Raw genomic sequence first — 20,468 nt, forward strand, 5'->3', positions numbered from 1 at the left:
ACTGGTGCGTGTGCACGTAGACACGGTCTCTGAAGCCGCCGCCACGCCCGATGTCGACCAGCCGTTCCGCGAGCTCGGCCTCAAGGACGACGAGTACCAGCGGATCCGCGAGATCCTGGGGCGCCGCCCCACCGACGCCGAGCTGGCCATGTACTCGGTGATGTGGTCCGAGCACTGCTCCTACAAGAGCTCCAAGGTGCACCTGCGCTACTTCGGCGAGACCACCACCGACGAGATGCGCTCCACCATGCTCGCCGGCATCGGCGAGAACGCCGGCGTCGTGGACATCGGCGACGGGTGGGCGGTCACCTTCAAGGTGGAGTCGCACAACCACCCGTCGTACGTGGAGCCCTACCAGGGCGCCGCGACCGGCGTCGGCGGCATCGTCCGCGACATCATGGCCATGGGCGCCCGCCCGATCGCCGTGATGGATCAGCTGCGCTTCGGCCCCGCCGACGCCCCCGACACCCGCCGCGTGCTCGACGGCGTGGTCCGCGGTGTCGGTGGATACGGCAACTCCCTGGGCCTGCCCAACGTGGGCGGCGAGACCGTCTTCGACGCCTCCTACGCCGGCAACCCGCTGGTCAACGCCCTGTGCGCCGGCGTGCTCCGCGCCGAGGATCTGCACCTGGCCTTCGCCTCGGGCACCGGCAACAAGATCATCCTGTTCGGCGCCCGCACCGGCCTCGACGGCATCGGCGGCGTCTCCGTGCTCGCCTCCGAGACCTTCGACGAGGGGGAGAAGCCGAAGAAGCTGCCCGCCGTGCAGGTGGGCGACCCGTTCACCGAGAAGGTGCTCATCGAGTGCTGCCTCGACCTGTACCGCGAGAAGCTCGTCGTGGGCATCCAGGACCTCGGCGGCGCCGGCCTGTCCTGCGCCACGTCCGAGCTGGCCGCAGCCGGCTCCGGCGGCATGCACATCGCCCTGGAGCAGGTGCCCACCCGGGCCACCGGCATGACCCCGGCCGAGGTGCTCTCCTCGGAGTCGCAGGAGCGCATGTGCGCCGTGGTGACCCCGGAGAACGTCGACGAGTTCATGGCCGTGTGCGCCAAGTGGGACGTGCTCGCCACCGTCATCGGCGAGGTCACCGACGGCGAGCACCTCGAGATCACGTGGAACGGCGAGACCGTCGTCGACGCCCCCGCGCGGACCATCGCGCACGACGGCCCCGTCTACCAGCGCCCCGTCGAGCGGCCCGCGTTCATGGACGAGCTCATCGCGAATACCACCGCCGGCCTGCGCCGCCCCGCTTCCGACGACGAGCTGCGCGCCACCGCGCTGGCGATGCTCGCCTCGCCGGCGCTGTGCTCGCGCAAGTTCATCACCGAGCAGTACGACCGGTACGTGCGCGGCAACACCGTGCTCGCCGAGAACGCCGACGGCGGGGTGCTCCGCATCGACGAGTCCACCCAGCGCGGCATCGCCCTCTCGACCGACGCCTCGGGCCGGTACACCTACCTCGATCCGTACGAGGGCGGCCGGCTCGCGCTCGCCGAGGCCTACCGCAACGTGGCCGTCACCGGCGCCACCCCGAAGGCCGTCACCGACTGCCTGAACTTCGGCTCGCCCGAGGACCCGGGCGTGATGTGGCAGTTCCAGCAGGCCGTGCACGGCATCGCCGACGGGTGCGTCGAGCTGGGCATCCCGGTGACCGGCGGCAACGTGAGCTTCTACAACCAGACCGGCAGCACCGCCATCCTGCCCACGCCCGTCATCGGCGTGCTCGGCGTCATCGACGACGTGCGCCGCCGCATCCCGACGGGGTTCGGCACCGAACCCGGCGAGACGCTCTACCTGCTGGGCGACACCCACGACGAGTTCGACGGCTCCATCTGGGCGCAGGTCGAGCACGACCACCTCGGCGGCGTGCCGCCGAAGGTCGACCTGCAGCGCGAGAAGCTGCTCGCCGAGGTGCTCACCGCCGCCTCCCGCGACGGCCTCGCCTCCGCGGCGCACGATCTGTCGGAGGGCGGCCTGTGGCAGGCCGTCGTCGAGGGCGCCCTGGCCGGCGAGACCGGCTGCCGGTTGATCCTGCCGGAGGGCGCGGACGCGTTCGTCCAGCTGTTCTCGGAGTCGACGGGCCGCGTCCTGGTGGCCGTGCCGCGCACGGAGGAGACCCGGTTCGCCGCGATGTGCTCCGCCCGCGGGCTGCCCGCCGCGCGGATCGGCGTCGTGGACCAGGGCAGTGACTCGGTGGAGGTGCAGGGCCGGTTCTCGGTGACCCTGGCCGAGCTGCGCGCGACGCACGAGGGCACTCTGCCCGCGCTGTTCGCCTGATGTCGGCACCGTCGAGCGAGGCCGCCGCGCCCGACCCCGGCCTGCACGCGGGGCTCCGGGCCCGGCACCTGATCATGATGAGCCTCGGCTCGGCGATCGGGGCCGGCCTGTTCGTCGGCTCCGGGCAGGGCATCGCGGCGGCCGGCCCGGCCGTGCTCCTCGCCTACGCGGTGGCCGGGCTCATCGTGATCGCCGTGATGCGCATGCTCGGCGAGATGGTGGCCGCCGACCCCAACCCAGGCGCCTTCTCCTACTACGCGGGACGCGCCCTGGGGCCGGGCGCGGGTTTCGCCGTCGGCTGGCTGTGGTGGGTGCAGTTGTGCCTGGTGGTCGCGGCCGAGGCCGTCGCAGCCGGCACCATCCTCAACGGCCTCCTGGGCGGCGGCCCGCCCGTGTGGGCCTGGGCCCTCACGTTCATGGTGGTGCTCACCGCCCTCAACCTCGCCGCCGTCCGCGGGTTCGGCGAGTTCGAGTTCTGGTTCGCACTCATCAAGGTCGCGTTCGTCGCGATCTTCCTCCTGGTCGGCATCGCGTTCCTGCTCGGCTGGACCGGCGAACCGTCGCCGGGCCTGAGCAACCTCTCCGACTTCGCGCCGAACGGCACCGGCGGCGTCATCGCCGCCCTGCTCGTGGTGGCCTTCGCGTTCGGCGGCATCGAGATCGTGGCCGTGGCCGCCGCCGAGACGCAGGACCCGCAGCGCACCGTCGGCCGCGCCATCCGCGCCACCGTGTGGCGGATCCTCGTGTTCTACGTGGGCAGCGTCGCCGTGATCCTCCTGGCCCTGCCGTGGAACGACCCCGAGGTCAAGAAGCAGCCCTTCGTGGCCGTGCTCGACGCCGCCGGGCTCAGCGCGGCCGGGAAGGTGCTGGGCGTCGTCATCGTGGTGGCGCTGCTCAGCTCGCTCAACGCGAACCTCTACGGCAGCTCGCGCATGCTCTACTCGCTCGCCGAGCGCGGCATGGCGCCCGCCGCGGCCGGGCACGCGAACAAGGACGGCGTGCCCGTCGCCGCCGTGCTGGCCAGTTCCGTGATCGGCTTCCTCGCCGTGCCGGCGAGCTATCTGTGGGGCGCCGAGGTACTCGACCGCCTGCTCGAGGTGGTGGGCTCCACCCTCATCGTGACGTGGTTCGCGACCATCGCCTCCCAGATCGTGTTGCGCCGCCGCGCCGAGCGCGACGGGACGCCACTGCCCCTGAAGATGTGGGGCTACCCGTACCTCTCGTGGGCCGTCGGCGCGCTGCTCGCCGGCATCGTGGTCCTCGCGATCGCCAACGACGGCGTCCGCGGGCAGGTGCTGTCCACGGCCCTGATCGTGTTCCTGTTGTGGCTCGCCGGGACCTTGCATGCGCGGATGCGGGCCGCGCGGGATCAGGAGCGCCGCGCGCCCTTGGAGCGGTAGAGGGCGGTATCGGCCGCGGAGATCAACGCCTCCACGCTGTTCCGCGTCGCCGAAGTGACGGCGGTGCCGGCGCTGGCACCGATCCGCACCGACGTCCCCGGCGCCACCTCCACGGGCGTCTGCAGCGCCCGCTGCACCACCTGCGCCGCATCGCCCGGCTGGAAGGGCGGCGGCACCAGGACCGCGAACTCGTCGCCGCCCACCCGGTACAGCACCCCCTTGCCGCTCAGCGCCGATTGCATCCGCTGCGCCGTGGCCACCAGCAGGCGGTCGCCCGCCGCGTGGCCCAGGCGATCGTTGATCGCCTTGAACCCGTCCAGGTCGATGAGGCAGAAGCCGAGCGCCTGCGACCGCCTGGAGCGGAGGTCCGCGGCGAGGCTGCGGCGGTTGGGGAGCCCCGTCAGCGGATCGTGGTGCGCGAGATGGTCCAGTCGTGCGTGCGCGGTGCGCAGCTCGGTCACATCGTGACCGACGCCGACGATGAGCGCCGGCCGGTCGTCGTGGGAGCGGATCCGGCTCAGCGCCCAGCGGCGCACCCGGGGCAGGCCGCCCAGGACGGTGCCGCGGTGCTCGAGGTAGCGGGTGAGTGATTCGTCGTCGGCCGCCGCGAGCTCGGCGAGCGCGCCCTCCACCTCGTGCGGATCCTCGGCGAGCAGCCTCAGCACGTTCGCGCCGTCGGGCCCGGTCAGCGAGGGGTTCTCCGTCATCATCGCCGCCATCACGGGGCTCGCCTCCAGGACCCTGCCGGCCCCGTCGGCCACGAACACGGGGGATCGGGCGTGCTCGAACATCATTCGCAGCCGCGCCTGGGCCTGCCGCTCGCCCTCCTCGGCGGACCGCCGGGCGATCTCGGCCGCGCGCTGGGCCACGGCCTGCCCGTCGATGATGCGCCGGGTGAGTGCGTCCGAATAGCCGGCCATGAGCTCGGCGAGGATCAGCGCGACCCGGCGCCGGACCTCCGCCGACGGTTCCCGCATGAGCGCGTCGGGCAGGCCCGCGATCGAGCGGCCGGCGGCCGCCGCGCCCTCAGGCACGGTGATCTGGAGGTCGACCAGCGTGCGCCCCACGTCGCGGCCGACCGCTGGATCGAAATCGTCACTGCCCAGTTCGGCGATCACGTTCTGGAACGCCGTGACCAGTTCCGCGCGGATCACCGCCGCCGGGAAGGGCAGATAGACGTGATCCGCGATGGACATGACGAACTCGTCGACCAGGAGGACGATCACGGATTCCCCGCGCGCCACGTACCGCAGTGGCGACGACGGCGATGAGAGCTCGCTCATGTCCCTCCCCGTTCGTGATGTTCGTCATCGCATAGTACGGCGAACGACCGGCTCGGCTAGATTCTGACGCGATATGACGGACCCCCACTCGAGCCGGCGGTCCCAGGAGGACGGTGGCACGCGCCCCCTGGACATGGACCGCCCCAACGGCTCTCGCCTGTACGACTACTTCCTCGGCGGCACCAGCTACCTGCCCGTCGACCGCGAGGCGGGGGAGGAGATCGCGAGGACGGCGCCGCACTGGGCGCTCGGCGCCCGGCTGAACAGGACGTTCGCCCGCCGCGCCGTCCAGACCATGTCCGCCGACGGTGTGGACCAGTTCCTCGACCTGGGATCCGGAATCACAGCCGGCGGTACGGTGCACGAGCTGGCGCGCATCGTGAACCCCGAGGCCAGGGCCGTGTTCGTGCACGACGAACCCGTCTCGTACGAACTGGGGCGGCAGCTTCTCGGCGGCGACACGTCCGCGGCGATGATCAAGGCCGATATCCGCGACCCCGAATCCGTTCTTGCGCATCCGCTTACCCGGGAGCTCATCGACTTCACCCGCCCCGTCGGTCTGCTCGCGGTGGGCGGCCTCGTGTTCGTGCGCGACGAGGACGCGCCCGCCGCCCTGTTGCGCCGCTACCGCGAGGCGGTCGTCCCCGGCAGCTGCCTCGCCATCTCCCACGTCGCGTCGGACTGCCCGGACCCTGAGATCGCGGCCGAGGTGGAATGGGTGCGGCAGCGCTACGAATCCACCGCGAACCGGTTGCACCTGCGCAGCCGCGACGAGATCGCCTCCTGGCTCGAAGGCACCGAGATGGTGGAACCCGGACTCGTGCGGTACGGCCGGTGGCGTCCCGAATTCCCGCTCACCCGTGAGCAGTTGCGCTGCAACTACGGTTACGTGGGCATGGGGCGACTGTAGTACCCGGCGCGCCGGCGGAGCCGGGGCTACCGTGGAGCCCATGGGAATCCGTCGCTCAGCAGTCGTCGAGGCGCCCGTCGACGAGGTCTTCGCGTGGTTCTCGAGGCGGGGCGCCTTCACCAGGCTCATGGCGCCGTGGGTACCGATGCGGGCCCGCACCCAGGCCGCCTCGCTCGCCGACGGCACCACGGTGATCGACCTGCCCGCGGGCCTGCAGTGGCGCGCGCGCCACGACCCGGACGGCTTCGTCGCGGGGCGCCGGTTCGTGGACGAGGTGGTGGCGGGAGGGCTCCGCTCGCTGCCCGCCGGACTGTTCCCGTGGCGGCACGTGCACGAGTTCGAGCCTGTCGACGACGAGCACACCCGCGTCATCGACGAGGTGGCCACGCCCGCGCCCGAACGGCTGTTGTCCGAGGTGATCGAGTTCCGGTACCGCCGCCTCGCGGGCGATCTCGCGGCGCACCGCAGGGCGGCTGCCGCCGGCCTCGCCCCGTCGACGGTGGCCGTCACCGGAGCGTCCGGCCTGGTGGGAACCGACCTCGTCGCATTCCTCCGCACCGGCGGCCACCGCGTGCTCTCCCTCGTCCGCGGCGAGCCGCGGGACGACGACGAACGCCGGTGGGACCCCGTCGCGCCGGACCCCGCCGCCCTCGACGGGGTGGACGCCGTGATCCACCTCGCCGGGGCGAGCATCGCGGGCCGATTCACCGAGCGCCACAAGGAGATCGTGGCCGACAGCCGCATCGAGCCCACCCGCCTGCTGGCCCGCGCCGCCGCCGACGCCGGTGTGCCCGTGTTCGTCGGGGCCTCGGCCGTCGGCTACTACGGCCGGGACCGCGGTGACGAGGTGCTGACCGAATCCTCCTCGGGCCCCGGCGAACCCGATTTCCTCGCCGATGTGGTACACCGCTGGGAGGACGCCGCCCGCGACGGCGCGGGAGGACGCACCCGCGTGGTCGCGGTGCGCACCGGCATCGTGCAGACACCGTCGGGCGGGGTGCTCGGGCTCCAACTGCCCCTGTTCCGCGCCGGCCTCGGCGGCCGGCTCGGCGACGGCCGGCAGTGGCAGCCCTGGGTCGGTATCGACGACCTCGTTGACGTCTATCACCGGTCCCTGTGGGACCCAACGCTTTCCGGTCCGGTCAACGCCGTCGCGCCCGGTGTCGTGCGCAACGCGGACTACACCCGGGCGCTCGGCCGGACCCTGCACCGGCCGACGCTCCTCCCCGTTCCGGCGTTCGGGCCGGCGCTGCTGCTCGGCCGGGAGGGCGCGGACGATCTGGCCTTCGCCAGCCAGCGGGTGCGTCCCGCGGTCCTGGAGGAGCGCGGCCACCCGTTCCGCCACCCCGACCTCGACGGCGCGCTGCGGCACCTTCTCGGCGGCTAGGCGAGCTCCCGCGATCGGAGTGACGCTCGACGGATTCGGACACGTTCGCAGCGCTACTTAATAATGCCAGCAGTAACCTGCTAGCGTGCGATTCCAAACAGTAGACAACGCGCGCAGTGGGACGGGGTGGAAGCCGATGGGCGTGGACGTGGGGTCGCGAACGTGGGGCGCCGGCCCAGCAGACCGCGCCCGGGCAGCAGCCCGGCCAGCAGGGAGCGCAGCAGGACAACAACGTGCACTCGATGCCGCCAAAATACCTTGGAGGGTGATCTAATCATGAGCGGCTCAGTAAATTGGGGCGACTACGAGGAGTTCACTGTAATCTCTCCCGCGCGCCCAGAGGATGACACACGCGAAGCAGCGCGAGCCCAGTACGAGAACTGGCTTGCACAGAAGCCTCAACGTAAGCAACAGTTCCGCAAGTTGCTGGAGCTCAACGGTATCCCAACCGGCACCGACGACGCGTCGATCCAAGCGGTCAACGACTGGTTCATCGCCAACGTCGAAGGACGCAATCCGCCCATCCCTGAAGCTCCTGGAATGCTGTCATCTCGCTGGTACTCCGTTGTTATCGATATCGCCATTTATCTCGGCGACATCATCATCGAACGCTACCCGAATCTTTATTGGCACTTCTTCACCCCTGACGACGAGAGCTACTTTGGTTATCAAAGCCCGTGATTCGTGGATTCACCAATCACGGGAAAGGGCTTATGAAGAACTACGTGTTTGATCTTGCTGGAGCGAAGGGGGGGCTCGGCCATGCGGTTGTCTCGGGCAATCCGTTGTCTGACCGGGATCGTCGCGACTTTCTTCATACCCTAGACCTTGCTGAGTCCTTCCATTAGTCGTCGGTAATGATGAGCCTTTAGGCCGCACTATGGCTTACTGCCATCGCCATCGCCATCGCCATCGCCATCGCCATCGGAAAGGGCACCCGATGTGACGTCTCCCGATCGCGCCTGAGTGATGGCTGCGGCCTACGAGAGGCGGGCTCTCTCGAAAGGTCTCGCGTATTCCGGCCGCCGAACTGGAACAGGACTCGATACCCTGAGGTGTACACGGAAAGTCGGGAGTCTGCAGAGAATATCGATCGAGACAATCGCTTGGCACGGTACAGAAAGGAGGGGTCTTGACGTCTCCTTGAATGTGCGGGGCGTTGCTGTGCGGAGCGTGGGTGACGAACGTAGTTCGTCATCGATAGGCTGGGCCGGGGACGGGGCCATGCACTACTGCGGGATGATTCACGCCTCCCAGGTGTGCACGGGGTTGCCTTCGTGCATGAGATGTACGTAGTCGGCGAGCATTCCGCGCAGCGCCCGCTCCCGCGAATCGCCCGCGGCCTCCCGCGCGGCGACGGCGGCGCGCTGCCAGCTCGATCCCGTCTGACGGTGCACGCAGCGCCCCTCCAGCACCTGCATGTACCGCTCCCGCGACCGTGAGCCCACGCCGTACGACTTCAGGCCCTCGTCCATCAGCGGCAGCAGGCGTCGCAGCACCAGCTCGTCCGGGCGGATCCAGCCGACGTTCGGCCAGTACAGTCCCGCGTCGAAGCCGTCGCGCGCGCCCGAATGGAGGTTCTCGGTGGCCGCGTCGAAGCTCATCTGCGTCCAGATCGGGCGGTCCGCCTCCACCAGCGCGCGCACCACGCCGTAGTAGAAGGCGGCGTTCGCCATCGTGTCCACGACCGTGGGGCCCGCCGGCAGCACCCGGTTCTCCACCCGCAGGTGCGCGTGACCGTCCACCACGTCGTACACCGGGCGGTTCCACCGGTACACGGTGCCGTTGTGCAGCCGCAGCTCCGGCAGCTCCGGAACGCCGCCGTTCGCCACCACCTCCAGCGGGTCCACGTCGCCGCACACGGGCAGCAGGGCGGGGAAGTAGCGGGTGTTCTCCTCGAACAGGTCGAAGGTCGACGTGATCCACCGCTCCCCGAACCACACCCGAGGCCGCACGCCCTGGTTCCGCAGCTCGATCGGGCGGGTGTCGGTGGCCTGCTCGAACAGGGGGATACGGGACTCGTGCCACAGCGCCTTCCCCGCCAGGAACGGCGAATTCGCCGCGATCGCCACCTGCACGCCCGCGATCGCCTGCGCCGCGTTCCAGTGCGCCGCGAAGTCCTCCGGCGCCACCCGCAGGTGCAGCTGCAGCGACGTGCACGCCGCCTCCGGAAGGATCGTGTCCGACGTGATGTCCAGGCGCTCGCCCACCACCTCGCCCGGCATCGGCGCACCGTCGATGTCGATCTCGATGTCCTCGCCACGGGCCACGAACACCTGCTCGTTGAGCAGGTCGTACCGCGGGTTCGCCGAGAACCACTGCGCCGCGAAGTGCTTCTCCTCCAGTGTCGGCAGCATGCCGATCATCACCAGGTGCGCGCCGCCCACCCGGGCCCGCTCGTCCGCGCGGTTGAGCGACGCCCGCAGCGAATCCTCCAGGTTCATCGTCTGCTGATCGACGAAAGGCCTTGGTGCCACGTTGATCTCGATGTTGAACTGGCCCAGTTCGGTCTGGAAGTCCGGGTCCGCGATGGCGTCCAGGGCCGCCGCGTTCGCCATCGCCGGCTCCATGGCGTCGTCCACCAGGTTGAGCTCGACCTCCATGCCCAACAGGGGCTCCGGCGGCGCACCGTCGTCGGTGAACAGGCCGTCGGCCAGCATCCGGGCGATGGCGTCCGTTCCGCGCTGCACCTGGCGCCGGAACCGCATGCGGTCCTCGCGCGTGAACACCCTGGCTTCGACGTCGGCACCCATGCGACGAACTGTGGCAGAACCGCTCGGCATCGCGCGGGGAATTCCCAGCATCCGAACCGCGGTGTTTGCAATATCAACACACTCCGCTACAGTGCTGCGACACAGCAAGGAGCCCGCCGGGCTCGCGGATCGAACCAGGAGTCCGAAGTGCGCACTCTCCGTCAGACCGTCGCCGTGGGCGCGGTGGCCGCCGCCCTCGTCGTCCCCGCCGCCGTCGCGCAGGCGGATCCCGGCCGGCCCACGACCCCCGTCGACCAGCTCCTCCTCGCCGACGGCGAGTTCCCCGCCGGGTACGAGGTCATGCCCCTCACCGTGGCGGAGCGCCTCGAGATGATCGCCCCGCTCAACCAGTTCGCCGACAAGCTCAAGGTCACGCCCGCCGAGTGCGCACCCAAGGTGACCCCCGCGCTGCAGCAGAAGGCGAGCGACCTTCCCATGGTGAGCGCCTTCAGCGACCGCACCACCACCGGTCTCGTCGAGGTGCTCTCGCCCGAGCCCACCGCCGTGAACCGCGCGAACCTGCAGCGCTGCAGCGACGTCACCGTCGAACTGCAGCCGTCCGAGCAGGTCCCCGCGAAGGCCCTGATCAACATCAGCCTCTCGCTCGTGAACGTCCCCGGCACCCCTGCGGGCGCCACCGTGATCGCCACCCGGGGTACCGGCACCGTGACCATCAACGGCAAGGATGGCAAGCCCGGCAAGCAGCGCAAGGTCGACGTCAACCAGCTCGAGGGCGTCGCGCAGGTGCGCGGGTACACCGTGGTGGTCACCGCATCCGGGTCGCAGGGCGGACGCCTCGACCGGCCGGGTTTCGCGCAGACCCTGACGAAGGCCGTCGACAAGGTGCGCGCCGCGAAGTAGCTCGCTCCGAGGGCTACAGCCGCAGCACCGGCAGGTAGCGGGCGATCTCGCCCGCCCGGGAGCCGCTCGCCTGCACCGAGTCGGACGCCCCGTCGAACACGTCCAGGCCCGTCGCCAGGCGCAGCCACGTGCGCGGACCGCACTCCACGACGTTCGGCGGCGTCCCCCGGGTGTGCCGCGGACCGTCGACGCACTGCACCGCGACGAGGGGCGGCACCCGCACCTCGACGGATCCGCCCGGCGCGTCCTGCGCGAGGGTCCGTGCCGTGGACCGCACCGCGTCGGCGATCGCCGCGCGCGGCGGCTTCGGCGCGTCGTCGTCCTCGATCCACTCCCGTACCGCCAGCACGGCCGCCCGCACGTGCGCCGGATCCACCGTCTTCGCCATCAGTCGACCAGCTCCGTCGCGACGGTCGCTCGGGTCGTCGCACACCTCATCGTCGGCCCCTTCCCCGGGCGGCGCGCACGCCGCCGACGGGAAGAAACCTACTCGTCGATTCGTTTGGACACGTGAATCGGCCCTACAATCGAATCAGGCCCGCCCCAGCCAGCCCCAGGAGTAGCCGTGCAGCAGCTTCCGCTCACCGTCGTCGATTCCAGCAACCCCTACGATGACGCGGACGAGCAGGAACCGCGGGAGGAATGCGGCGTGTTCGGCGTCTGGGCCACGGGGGAGGACGTCGCCAAGCTCAGCTACTACGGCCTGTACGCCCTGCAGCACCGCGGCCAGGAGGCCGCCGGCATCGCCGTCGGCGACGGCCAGCAGGTGCTCGTGTTCAAGGACCTCGGCCTGGTCAGCCAGGTGTTCGACGAGCAGACGCTGAGCTCCATGCCCGGCCACGTGGCCATCGGCCACTGCCGCTACTCGACCACCGGATCCACCACCTGGGAGAACAGCCAGCCCATCTTCCGCACCACCAACGCCGGCAACGGCGTGGCCCTGGGCCACAACGGCAACCTGGTGAACACCGCGGAACTCGCGGAGCGCGCGGCCGAGCTGGGCGTCGCCGGCACCCAGGCGGGCAACGCCGCCACCTCCGACTCGGACATCGTGGGTGCCCTCCTCGCGCACGCGGCCGCCGACCGCACGCTGGAGCAGGCCGCGATGGAACTGCTGCCCACCCTCAAGGGCGCGTTCTGCCTCACCTTCATGGACGAGCACACCCTGTACGCGGCGCGGGACCCGCACGGCGTGCGTCCGCTCTCGCTGGGCCGCCTGGACCGCGGCTGGGTCGTGGCGTCCGAGACCGCCGCGTTCGACATCGTGGGCGCCTCGTTCGTCCGCGACATCGAGCCCGGCGAGCTGCTCGCCATCGACGAGGACGGCGTCCGCTCCACCCGGTTCGCCCAGCCCACCCCGAAGTCCTGCATCTTCGAATACGTCTACCTGGCCCGTCCCGACTCCGTGATCCACGGCCGCTCCGTGCACTCCACCCGCGTGGACATCGGCCGCCGCCTGGCCCGCGAGCACCCCGCCGAGGGCGACCTGGTGATCCCGGTGCCGGAGTCCGGCACCCCCGCGGCCGTCGGCTACGCGCAGGAGTCCGGCATCCCGTACGGCCAGGGCCTGATGAAGAACGCCTACGTGGGCCGCACCTTCATCCAGCCGTCGCAGACCATCCGCCAGCTGGGCATCCGGCTCAAGCTCAACCCGCTGCGCGAGGTGATCCGCGGCAAGCGGCTCGTGGTGGTCGACGATTCCATCGTCCGCGGCAACACGCAGCGCGCCCTGATCCGGATGCTCCGCGAGGCCGGCGCCGCCGAGATCCACGTGCGCATCGCGTCGTCCCCCGTCAAATGGCCCTGCTTCTACGGCATCGACTTCGCCTCTCCCGCCGAGCTCATCGCCAACGGCGGCGGCGCGGACTCCGTGGACGCGATGGTCGAATCCGTCCGGGCCGCGATCGGCGCCGACTCCCTGGGCTACATCTCCTTGGAGGAGATGACCGCGGCCACCGAGCACGCCGGAAGCTCGATGTGCCGCGCCTGCTTCGACGGCGAATACCCGATCCCGCTGCCCGAGAGCACGTCGATGGGCAAGGCGGTGCTCGAGAACATGCTCAAGGCCGGTTCGGGCCACGCGTCGTCTCTCCAGGCCGACAACGACAACGCGTCGGCCCTGCGCCGCCCGTAGCCGTCGGCTGCCGTCCTCCGTCGCCCGTAGATCGCGGAAGCCCGGGGTCGGGTAGCCTATGACCCCGTGACGGATACCTCTCCCCAGCCGCCGCAGGGCGCTTCGTACGCAGCAGCAGGAGTCGACATCGAGGCCGGTGACAGGGCCGTCGAACTCTTCAAGCCGCACGCCAAGCGCGCCACCCGCCCCGAGGTCCTCGGCGGCCTCGGCGGCTTCGCGGGCCTGTTCGCGCTGAAGAAGTACCGCGAGCCGGTGCTCGCCGCGTCGACCGACGGCGTGGGCACCAAGATCGCGGTCGCGCAGGCCATGGGCAAGCACGACACGGTGGGCATCGACCTGGTGGCCATGGTGGTCGACGACCTCGTGGTCACCGGCGCCGAGCCGCTGTTCCTGCAGGACTACATCGCCGTCGGCAAGGTGATCCCCGAGACCGTCGCCGAGCTGGTCGGCGGCATCGCCGAGGGCTGCGTGCGCGCCGGCTGCGCCCTCCTCGGCGGCGAGACCGCCGAGCACCCCGGCCTCATGGCCGAGGGCGAGTACGACCTGTCCGCGACCGGCGTCGGCGTCGTCGAGGCAGACGAGGTGCTGGGCCCGGACAACGTGCGCGCGGGCGACGTGGTCATCGCGATGAAGAGCTCCGGCCTGCACAGCAACGGCTACAGCCTGGCCCGCAAGGTGCTCCTCGAGTGGGGGCACATGGACCTCGGCGGCTACGTCGAGGAGTTCGGCCGCACCCTCGGTGAGGAGCTGCTGGAGCCCACCGCCATCTACGCCCTGGACTGCCTGCGGCTCACCCAGGAGACCCAGGTCCGCACCTTCTGCCACGTCACCGGCGGCGGCCTGGAGGCCAACCTCGGCCGCGTGATCCCGGAGGGACTCGTCGCCGAGCTCGACCGCAACACCTGGAGCCCGTCGGCCGTGTTCGCGCTCATCGGACAGCGCGGCCGCGTGGAGCAGGCCGAGATGGAGAAGACCTTCAACATGGGCGTCGGCATGGTCGCCATCGTGGCGCCCGAGGACGTGGACCGCGCGCTGGCCGTGCTCACGGCACGGCACATCGACAGCTGGGTGCTGGGGTCGATCAAGAAGGCCGACGGGGAGTCCGCCGGCGCTGTGCTGAACGGGTCGCACCCGAGGTTCTGAGAACGCCGGAAGTCCTGAGAACCGGTTCCGGGGGAACCTCGGTTCTCAGGACTGAAGACTCAGGATGTGAGTGTGCCGGCGGTGATGGCGGCGCCTGTCAGGCGCGGCGCCACTCCTCCTCGCGGTAGGCCTCGCCCGCCACGTCGCTCCACTCGGGGTGCGAGGCGAGCACGTCGTCCTCGTCGTTCCCGCCACTCGCCAGCTCGTCCTGCAGCCTCTTCAGGTCGGTGGACGGCGAGCTGTACTTGAGCTCCCGTGCCACCTTGGTCTGCTTCGCCTTTGCCCGGCCGCGGCCCATGGGGGACCCCCTTGCGCAATGAAGGGGCGGCCAGCTACCGGTGTGCCCGGTGGGTGGCGGCCCCTTTCTTCGTGTACAAATTCTTCCTGCCGCCCAGTTTAGCGTGCTCTCGCAATTGATGCTGCCGCCTGGGTGTCAGTCCGCGCGATTGAGTGCCCGCCGGGCGTCCCGTTCGACCTTCGGGGGCAGGTCAGGGGAGGTGAGGAGAGCGCGCAGGCGCTCCGGTCGTGTCGCGTGGAAAAGGTCCCGCACGGTGGCGCCGTGACCGGGTGCGTGGACCACGGTCAGGCGGTCGCCGGCCGCCACCGGCCCCGGATTGAGGACGCGGAAGTACGCGCCGGTGTCGCCGCGAGCGGTGAACCGCTTGAGCCAGTCGTCCTCGCCGGACCACAGCGCGAACGTGCGGCACGGGGTGCGGGGGATCGTCACCTCGAGTTCGAGCTCGTCGCCGACGCGCAGGCGCGTGCCCACCACGAGGTCGGTCGTGTGCCCGTCGACGCGGAGGTTCTCGCCGAACCAGCCGAGGGGCAGCTCCCGGCCCAGCTCGTCGGCCCAGCGGGCGGCCTCGTGGTCGGAGTACGCGTACACGGCCTGCTCGTGGCCGCCGTGGTGTCGCGTATCGCACACGTGGTCCGTGACCGGGCCCAGCTCGTCGACGGCGACCGGTCCCACGGCGGGACGCTTGTCGATGGCGGTGCGCTGCTCGGGTTTCCGCGGATCGAGGTGGTGCTCCTCCGCGACGACGCATACGGCGACGACGCGTCCGGCATCGGTCACCGGCGGGTCACCGGCCGCGCAGACGGTCGACCGCGGCCCGTCCGGCCTGGTCGCCGCGGTCGGTGGACGGGGTGACGTCGGCGTCGATGGCCGCCGCGGCGCCGCCGGCCTCGAGCCGCGCGTCGTCGGGGACGTTCCGCTTGATCAGGGCGAGCGCGATCGGGCCGTAGTCGGCGTGCTCGACGACGGTGCCGACCCGCCCGACGGTGCGCCCGTCGAGCGTCACGGGGTCGCCGGTGGACGGGCGTTCGCCGGCGGAACCGTCGAGGTGCAGCAGCACGAACCGGCGCGGCGGACGGCCGATGTTGTGCACCCGCGCGACGGTCTCCTGGCCGCGGTAGCAGCCCTTGTCCAGGTGCACGGCGGTGCCGATCCAGTCGACCTCGTGCGGGATCGTCCTGTCGTCGGTGTCGAGCCCCGCGCGGGCGTGGGCGGCGGCGGCCCGTCGGGCCTCGTAGGCCCACGTGCCCGCCGGGCGCGCCCCGGCGGCGACGAGCGCGGCGAACGCCTCGGCCAGGCCGTCCCGCGGCACGATCAGCGTGACCCCGTCGGGGTCGGGGCGGCGCACCGCGTCGACGGTGCGGGCGACGGCGTCGGCCTCGGGCCCGATCACGGTGAGCACCGCGAGGTCCGGGCGGGCCGCGACCTCCACCTGCGAGCGGAACACCATGCGCTGCAGGTAGGTGGCGAGATCGGGGGAGAGCGGCGCCTCCTTCGGTGCGAGCGTCTCCGGTTCGGTGTCCAGGTAGGTGGTGCCGTCGACGTCGGTGACCCAGAAGTGGTCCAGCACACGGCCGCTGCCGTCGAGGTTGAGGTTCTGCACGGAGGCGCCGTCGGCCAGGTGCGTGAGGTGCTGGCTGGTGATGGAGTGCAGCCACGACAGACGCTCGGGGCCGGTGAGAGTGATGACGCGGCGGTTGGATCGATCGACCACCGCGGCGCCGCGTTCGGCGGCTCTCTGCTCCGCGAAGGGATCGCCGTAATGCCAGGTCACGCCCGCATCCGGGGTGTCCTCGGGATTCAGGATGCCGGACGTCGAGTGAACGGAATCGACCACACCCCGACTGTACGCCCGCCGCCTCAGCGCCCGTCGTCCGCGTGGCTTACTGTTGCCGCCATGGCAGACGCTTCCGTGGTGGTGACCCTGGACGGTTCGACGCAGGACTCCGGTTCGCCTCTGCTGTACGCCGACGACCTCGGGGTGGTCCGCGGCGACGGGTGCTTCGAGACCGTGCTCGTGCGCGACGGCCGCCCCCTCAAGGGACGCGCGCACCTGGACCGCCTCGCCCGCTCGGCGGAGGCGCTGGGGCTGCCGGCGCTCAACGACTCCGCCTGGTGGGCCGCGATGGAGCGCGCCGCGATGCTGTTCGGCGAGTCGGCGGGCGGAGAGGGGGCCCTGCGCCTCGTGTACACCCGCGGCCGGGAGTCGGCGCCGGGCACGCCGACCGCGTACGTCGCCGTCTCGCCCCTGCCCGAGCGCGCGCTGGCCGCACGCCGCGACGGGATCTCGGCGATCACCCTCAACCGGGGCTACTCGGCGGATCTCGCGAAAGCCGCGCCGTGGCTGCTGATGGGCGCCAAGACGCTGTCCTACGCGGTGAACATGGCCGCCGTGCGGTACGCCGCGGAGCAGGGCGCGGACGACGTGATCTTCACCTCCAGCGAGGGCCGCGTGCTCGAGGCCCCGCGGGCCACCGTCGTGATCGCGCGCGGCCGCACCCTCGTCACTCCGCCCGACGAGCAGGGCATCCTGCCCGGCACCACGGTGCGCGCCCTGTTCGAGGCCGCGGAGGACAAGGGCGTCGCCACCGCGATCGAGCCGCTGTTCCCCGCGGACCTCGCGATGAACGACGGGGTGTGGCTGGTCTCGTCGATCACGCTGTGCGCGCGGGTGCACACGCTCAACGGGCGCGCGCTGCCCGACGCCCCGATGGACTCGACGGTCCGCGACCTCATCGACGCCGGTATCGAGAACACCGCGTAGCGAGAACACCGCGTCGCGAGAACGTGGCGGCGAGAGCGGTTTCCGCGTCCTCGAGCGTCGGTCCCCGTCGCGTTACGGACAATCCCGGCACTCCCGGTGAGGCGGGCCCGTCGGGTCTACTGTCCCGAGGATGAACACGCGGATCGACGACCGGCGCAGCGGCGATCAGTTGGGCACGAGCCTCAAACCGAGGCACATCACCATGATCTCGATCGCCGGGGTGATCGGCGCGGGCCTGTTCGTGGGCTCCGCCACCGCGATCAACCTCGCGGGCCCCGCCGTGCTCGTCTCGTACGCGCTCGCGGGCCTCCTCGTGATCCTCGTGATGCGGATGCTCGGCGAGATGGCCACCGCGCATCCGGACACCGGCTCCTTCTCGACCTACGCCGACCGCGCCCTGGGCCGCTGGGCCGGGTGCAGCATCGGGTGGTTGTACTGGCTCTTCTGGGTGCTGGTGATCCCGGTGGAGGCCACGGCCGCGGCGGTGATCCTGGCGAAGGTGGTGGGCGGCCCGCAGTGGACCTGGGCGCTCGTCGTGGTCGTGCTGCTGACGGTGACGAACCTGTTCTCCGTGGGCAACTACGGGGAGTTCGAGTTCTGGTTCGCCCTGATCAAGGTGCTGGCGATCGCGGCGTTCCTGGTGTTGGGCGCCCTCGCGATCTTCGGCGTGCTACCCGGATCGGGCGTGTCCGGGGTGCATCATCTGTGGGACACCGGCGGATTCATGCCGAACGGGGTGGGCGCGGTGATCGCGGCGATGCTCACCACGATGTTCACGTTCATGGGCTCGGAGATCGTGACCATCGCCGCCGCGGAGTCCCCGGAGCCCGCGAAGGGCATCACCAAGGCGGTGAACTCGGTGGTCTGGCGGATCTGCCTGTTCTACCTCGGCTCGATCTTCGTGGTGGTGGCGCTGGTGCCGTGGAACTCGCTGGATTCGGCGACGGGCTCCTATCAGGCGGTGCTCAAGGGCATGAACATCCCCGCCGCCGCGGGAATCATGGACGTCGTGGTGCTGGTCGCGGTGGCGTCCTGCCTCAACAGCGCGCTCTACACCGCGTCCCGGATGCTGTACTCGCTGGCGCAGCGGGGCGACGCTCCCCGCGCCGCCGGCCGGACCACGCCGCGCGGCGTTCCCGCGGTCGCGGTCCTCGCGTCGATGCTGCTGGGGTTCCTCGCGGTGATCGGCAACTACGTGTTGCCGGAGAAGTTGTTCGGGTACCTCCTGGCCACGACGGGGGCCGTCGCGCTGTTCGTGTACCTGGTGATCGCGGTGAGCCAGATCGCGCTGCGCCGCCGGGCGACGGAGCGGTCGCCGCTGCAGATGTGGTTCTTCCCGTGGGCGACGTACGCGGTGATCGCGTTCATCGTGTTCGTCATCGTCGCGATGATCGTCGAACCCAGCCAGCGCAGCGCGGTCGGCCTCTCCACCGCCCTGGCGGCGATCGTGGTGGCCGCCAGCGTCGCCCATCAGCGCCGGGCGGCCGGCCGGCCGGCCGACGCCGCCTGACGTCCGGCCGGTTCCTCCGGCGAGAACGGGGCCGCTCCGGCCGTACGAAGCCGAATCCGGCCTCCTGGGCGGCGGAACCGCGCGTTCGCGGGGGTGCATTCGTCGCCCGCCGCGCCGGACGTGTGCTTAGTCTCAGTTCTTGGGATGAAACGGCGTAGCTACTACCATTCGTAGTAGCTACTACGTACCGTAGTAACACGGGTCGGTGACGGCGCCGGTCCACCCTCAGCCCAGGGAGAGTTGGATGAACGCACTCGACATCGCCCGTTGGCAGTTCGGCATGACCACGGTGATGCACTTCATCCTGGTCCCGCTGACCATCGGCCTCGCCCCCATGGTCGCGACGATGCAGACGATCTGGCTGGTCACGGGGAAGCGGGTGTGGCTGCGCGCCACCAACTTCTTCGGCAAGCTGTTCCTCATCAACTTCGCCCTCGGCGTGGCCACCGGCATCGTCCAGGAGTTCCAGTTCGGGATGGCCTGGAGCGAGTACAGCAAGTTCGTGGGCGACGTGTTCGGCGCGCCCCTCGCGCTCGAGGGCCTGGTGGCCTTCTTCATGGAATCGACGTTCCTCGGCCTGTGGATCTTCGGCTGGACCAGGCTGCCGAAGTACATCCACCTCGGCTGCATCTGGCTCGTCGCGCTCGGCGTCAACGCGTCCGCGTACTTCATCGTCGCCGCCAACTCGTGGATGCAGCACCCCGTGGGCGCCACGTTCAACCCCGACACCGGCCGTGCCGAGCTCACGAGCATCTGGGCCGTGCTCACCAACTCCACCACCCTCGCGGCGTTCCCGCACACCGTGTTCGGCGCATGGCTCACCGCGGGGACCTTCGTCGCCGCGATCGGCGGCTGGTGGATGGTGCGCGGCATGCGCAAGGGCGACCCCGATGCGGTGGAACTGGCGCGGATGTTCCGGCCCGTCACCCGGTTCGGCCTCGGGGTCATGATCGTCTCGGCGGTCGGCCTCGCGGTGACCGGCGACGCCCAGGCCAAGCTCATGTTCGAGCAACAACCGATGAAGATGGCGTCCGCGGAATCGCTCTGCCACACGGAGACCGGTGCGTCGTTCTCGCTGCTCACCATCGGCACGCACAACAACTGCGAATCGGTGCAGCACGTGCTGCAGGTGCCGTACGTCACCTCGTTCCTCGCCAACGGCGACCCGAACTCCACCCTCAAGGGCGTGACGGAACTGCAGGCCGAGGCCGTGGAGAAGTTCGGCCCCGGCGACTACCGACCCAACCTGTTCGTCTCGTACTGGGCGTTCCGCGCGATGATGGGCTGGTCCGTCGGATCCGGCCTGCTGGCCCTGGCCGGCCTGTGGGTCACCCGGCGGGGCCGCATACCGTCGTCGAAGTGGTTCAGCAGGCTGTGCCTCATCGCCCTGCCCACCCCGTTCCTCGCCAACAGCTCCGGCTGGGTGTTCACCGAGATGGGGCGCCAGCCGTGGGTCGTGGTCCCGAATCCCAACGGCGATCAGACGATCCGGCTCACCGTCGCCGATGCCGTGTCCGGTCACTCCACGATGATGATGGCCTTCTCGCTCATCACCTTCGCCGCCGTCTACGGCGTGCTCTACATCCTGTGGTTCGCGCTGCTGCGCCGGTACGTGATCGAGGGGCCCGCGTTGCACGACCCGCACGCCGACGACGACGGGACCGGCGACGGGCCCGACGAACCCGGCGACCCCGACGGGGCGCCGCCGGGGGAGAAGACGCCGTCCGACCGACTCTCGTTCGCGTACTAG

General features: G+C 70.6%; 17 protein-coding genes. 11 read left to right on the forward strand and 6 right to left on the reverse strand.

What is annotated here, in order from left to right; all coding sequences use genetic code 11:
- Nucleotides 1-4: 4 nt before the first annotated feature.
- Nucleotides 5-2,278, forward strand: coding sequence for a phosphoribosylformylglycinamidine synthase subunit PurL (purL, locus tag BN39_RS09700; protein WP_081585977.1), 2,274 nt, complete (start codon nucleotides 5-7; stop codon nucleotides 2,276-2,278).
- The gene (locus BN39_RS09705) at nucleotides 2,278-3,678 is read left to right on the forward strand and encodes an amino acid permease (protein ID WP_019202199.1); all 1,401 of its coding nucleotides are present in this window, start codon (nucleotides 2,278-2,280) and stop codon (nucleotides 3,676-3,678) included. Before purL ends, BN39_RS09705 begins: the two co-directional genes overlap by 1 nt.
- On the opposite strand, the gene BN39_RS09710 is transcribed toward BN39_RS09705, so the two are convergent.
- Nucleotides 3,648-4,961, reverse strand: coding sequence for a sensor domain-containing diguanylate cyclase (locus BN39_RS09710; RefSeq protein ID WP_019202200.1), 1,314 nt, complete (start codon nucleotides 4,959-4,961; stop codon nucleotides 3,648-3,650). The two genes, BN39_RS09705 and BN39_RS09710, sit on opposite strands and share 31 nt — an antisense overlap.
- A 73-nt stretch (nucleotides 4,962-5,034) precedes the next feature.
- Here BN39_RS09710 and BN39_RS09715 point away from each other — a divergent pair, with 73 nt between their 5' ends.
- From BN39_RS09715 to BN39_RS23195, 3 genes are all read left to right on the forward strand, one after another.
- Complete coding sequence (locus BN39_RS09715; RefSeq protein ID WP_019202201.1) at nucleotides 5,035-5,871, forward strand: SAM-dependent methyltransferase; 837 nt, start codon at nucleotides 5,035-5,037, stop codon at nucleotides 5,869-5,871.
- A gap of 40 nt (nucleotides 5,872-5,911) precedes the next feature.
- On the forward strand, nucleotides 5,912-7,258 hold the full coding sequence (locus BN39_RS09720; RefSeq protein ID WP_019202202.1) for a TIGR01777 family oxidoreductase: 1,347 nt from the start codon (nucleotides 5,912-5,914) through the stop codon (nucleotides 7,256-7,258).
- 276 nt (nucleotides 7,259-7,534) lie between these two features.
- Nucleotides 7,535-7,939 carry a hypothetical protein gene (locus tag BN39_RS23195; RefSeq protein WP_148281457.1) on the forward strand — a complete coding sequence of 135 codons (405 nt, stop codon included), beginning with the start codon at nucleotides 7,535-7,537 and terminating at the stop codon, nucleotides 7,937-7,939.
- 563 nt (nucleotides 7,940-8,502) lie between these two features.
- Here the strand turns inward: BN39_RS23195 and BN39_RS09725 are convergent.
- On the reverse strand, nucleotides 8,503-10,011 hold the full coding sequence (locus tag BN39_RS09725; protein ID WP_019202204.1) for a glutamate-cysteine ligase family protein: 1,509 nt from the start codon (nucleotides 10,009-10,011) through the stop codon (nucleotides 8,503-8,505).
- A gap of 147 nt (nucleotides 10,012-10,158) precedes the next feature.
- On the opposite strand from BN39_RS09725, the gene BN39_RS09730 reads away from it, so the two are divergent.
- Nucleotides 10,159-10,872 (forward strand): hypothetical protein, encoded by a 714-nt coding sequence (locus BN39_RS09730; RefSeq protein ID WP_019202205.1) that lies wholly within the window; start codon nucleotides 10,159-10,161, stop codon nucleotides 10,870-10,872.
- 13 nt (nucleotides 10,873-10,885) lie between these two features.
- On the opposite strand, the gene BN39_RS09735 is transcribed toward BN39_RS09730, so the two are convergent.
- Nucleotides 10,886-11,260 (reverse strand): sterol carrier family protein, encoded by a 375-nt coding sequence (locus BN39_RS09735; protein WP_019202206.1) that lies wholly within the window; start codon nucleotides 11,258-11,260, stop codon nucleotides 10,886-10,888.
- A gap of 177 nt (nucleotides 11,261-11,437) precedes the next feature.
- Here BN39_RS09735 and purF point away from each other — a divergent pair, with 177 nt between their 5' ends.
- A complete protein-coding gene (gene purF / locus BN39_RS09740) occupies nucleotides 11,438-13,006 on the forward strand; it encodes an amidophosphoribosyltransferase (RefSeq protein WP_019202207.1) in 1,569 nt (522 codons plus the stop codon).
- Between the two features lie 66 nt (nucleotides 13,007-13,072).
- Nucleotides 13,073-14,149 (forward strand): phosphoribosylformylglycinamidine cyclo-ligase, encoded by a 1,077-nt coding sequence (gene purM / locus BN39_RS09745; protein ID WP_019202208.1) that lies wholly within the window; start codon nucleotides 13,073-13,075, stop codon nucleotides 14,147-14,149.
- A gap of 97 nt (nucleotides 14,150-14,246) precedes the next feature.
- Here the strand turns inward: purM and BN39_RS09750 are convergent, their stop codons facing one another.
- The 3 genes from BN39_RS09750 to BN39_RS09760 form a co-directional block, all read right to left on the reverse strand.
- Complete coding sequence (locus BN39_RS09750; protein WP_019202209.1) at nucleotides 14,247-14,447, reverse strand: DUF3073 domain-containing protein; 201 nt, start codon at nucleotides 14,445-14,447, stop codon at nucleotides 14,247-14,249.
- 135 nt (nucleotides 14,448-14,582) lie between these two features.
- A complete protein-coding gene (locus BN39_RS09755; RefSeq protein WP_019202210.1) occupies nucleotides 14,583-15,224 on the reverse strand; it encodes an MOSC domain-containing protein in 642 nt (213 codons plus the stop codon).
- A gap of 7 nt (nucleotides 15,225-15,231) precedes the next feature.
- A complete protein-coding gene (locus tag BN39_RS09760) occupies nucleotides 15,232-16,281 on the reverse strand; it encodes a folate-binding protein YgfZ (RefSeq protein WP_019202211.1) in 1,050 nt (349 codons plus the stop codon).
- Between the two features lie 60 nt (nucleotides 16,282-16,341).
- Between BN39_RS09760 and BN39_RS09765 the strand changes: the two genes are divergently transcribed.
- The 3 genes from BN39_RS09765 to BN39_RS09775 all read left to right on the forward strand — a co-directional run bounded on the left by BN39_RS09765 (nucleotide 16,342) and on the right by BN39_RS09775 (nucleotide 20,468).
- On the forward strand, nucleotides 16,342-17,208 hold the full coding sequence (locus tag BN39_RS09765; RefSeq protein WP_019202212.1) for an aminodeoxychorismate lyase: 867 nt from the start codon (nucleotides 16,342-16,344) through the stop codon (nucleotides 17,206-17,208).
- A gap of 130 nt (nucleotides 17,209-17,338) precedes the next feature.
- Entirely contained in the window at nucleotides 17,339-18,718 is a 1,380-nt protein-coding gene (locus BN39_RS09770; RefSeq protein WP_019202213.1) for an amino acid permease, read from the forward strand.
- A gap of 244 nt (nucleotides 18,719-18,962) precedes the next feature.
- Nucleotides 18,963-20,468, forward strand: coding sequence for a cytochrome ubiquinol oxidase subunit I (locus BN39_RS09775; RefSeq protein WP_019202214.1), 1,506 nt, complete (start codon nucleotides 18,963-18,965; stop codon nucleotides 20,466-20,468).

Origin of the sequence: Tsukamurella sp. 1534, assembly GCF_000312385.1 — a bacterium.
In the GTDB taxonomy this organism is placed as follows: Bacteria; Actinomycetota; Actinomycetes; order Mycobacteriales; family Mycobacteriaceae; genus Tsukamurella.

Bases quoted from the DNA above. Each gene is read 5' to 3' on its own strand.
- BN39_RS09705 (WP_019202199.1), top strand. From the start codon at position 2,278: ATGTCGGCACCGTCGAGCGAGGCCGCCGCGCCCGACCCCGGCCTGCAC.
- BN39_RS09710 (WP_019202200.1), bottom strand. From the start codon at position 4,961: ATGAGCGAGCTCTCATCGCCGTCGTCGCCACTGCGGTACGTGGCGCGC.
- BN39_RS09715 (WP_019202201.1), top strand. From the start codon at position 5,035: ATGACGGACCCCCACTCGAGCCGGCGGTCCCAGGAGGACGGTGGCACG.
- BN39_RS09720 (WP_019202202.1), top strand. From the start codon at position 5,912: ATGGGAATCCGTCGCTCAGCAGTCGTCGAGGCGCCCGTCGACGAGGTC.
- BN39_RS23195 (WP_148281457.1), top strand. From the start codon at position 7,535: ATGAGCGGCTCAGTAAATTGGGGCGACTACGAGGAGTTCACTGTAATC.
- BN39_RS09725 (WP_019202204.1), bottom strand. From the start codon at position 10,011: ATGGGTGCCGACGTCGAAGCCAGGGTGTTCACGCGCGAGGACCGCATG.
- BN39_RS09735 (WP_019202206.1), bottom strand. From the start codon at position 11,260: ATGGCGAAGACGGTGGATCCGGCGCACGTGCGGGCGGCCGTGCTGGCG.
- BN39_RS09750 (WP_019202209.1), bottom strand. From the start codon at position 14,447: ATGGGCCGCGGCCGGGCAAAGGCGAAGCAGACCAAGGTGGCACGGGAG.
- BN39_RS09765 (WP_019202212.1), top strand. From the start codon at position 16,342: ATGGCAGACGCTTCCGTGGTGGTGACCCTGGACGGTTCGACGCAGGAC.
- BN39_RS09770 (WP_019202213.1), top strand. From the start codon at position 17,339: ATGAACACGCGGATCGACGACCGGCGCAGCGGCGATCAGTTGGGCACG.
- BN39_RS09775 (WP_019202214.1), top strand. From the start codon at position 18,963: ATGAACGCACTCGACATCGCCCGTTGGCAGTTCGGCATGACCACGGTG.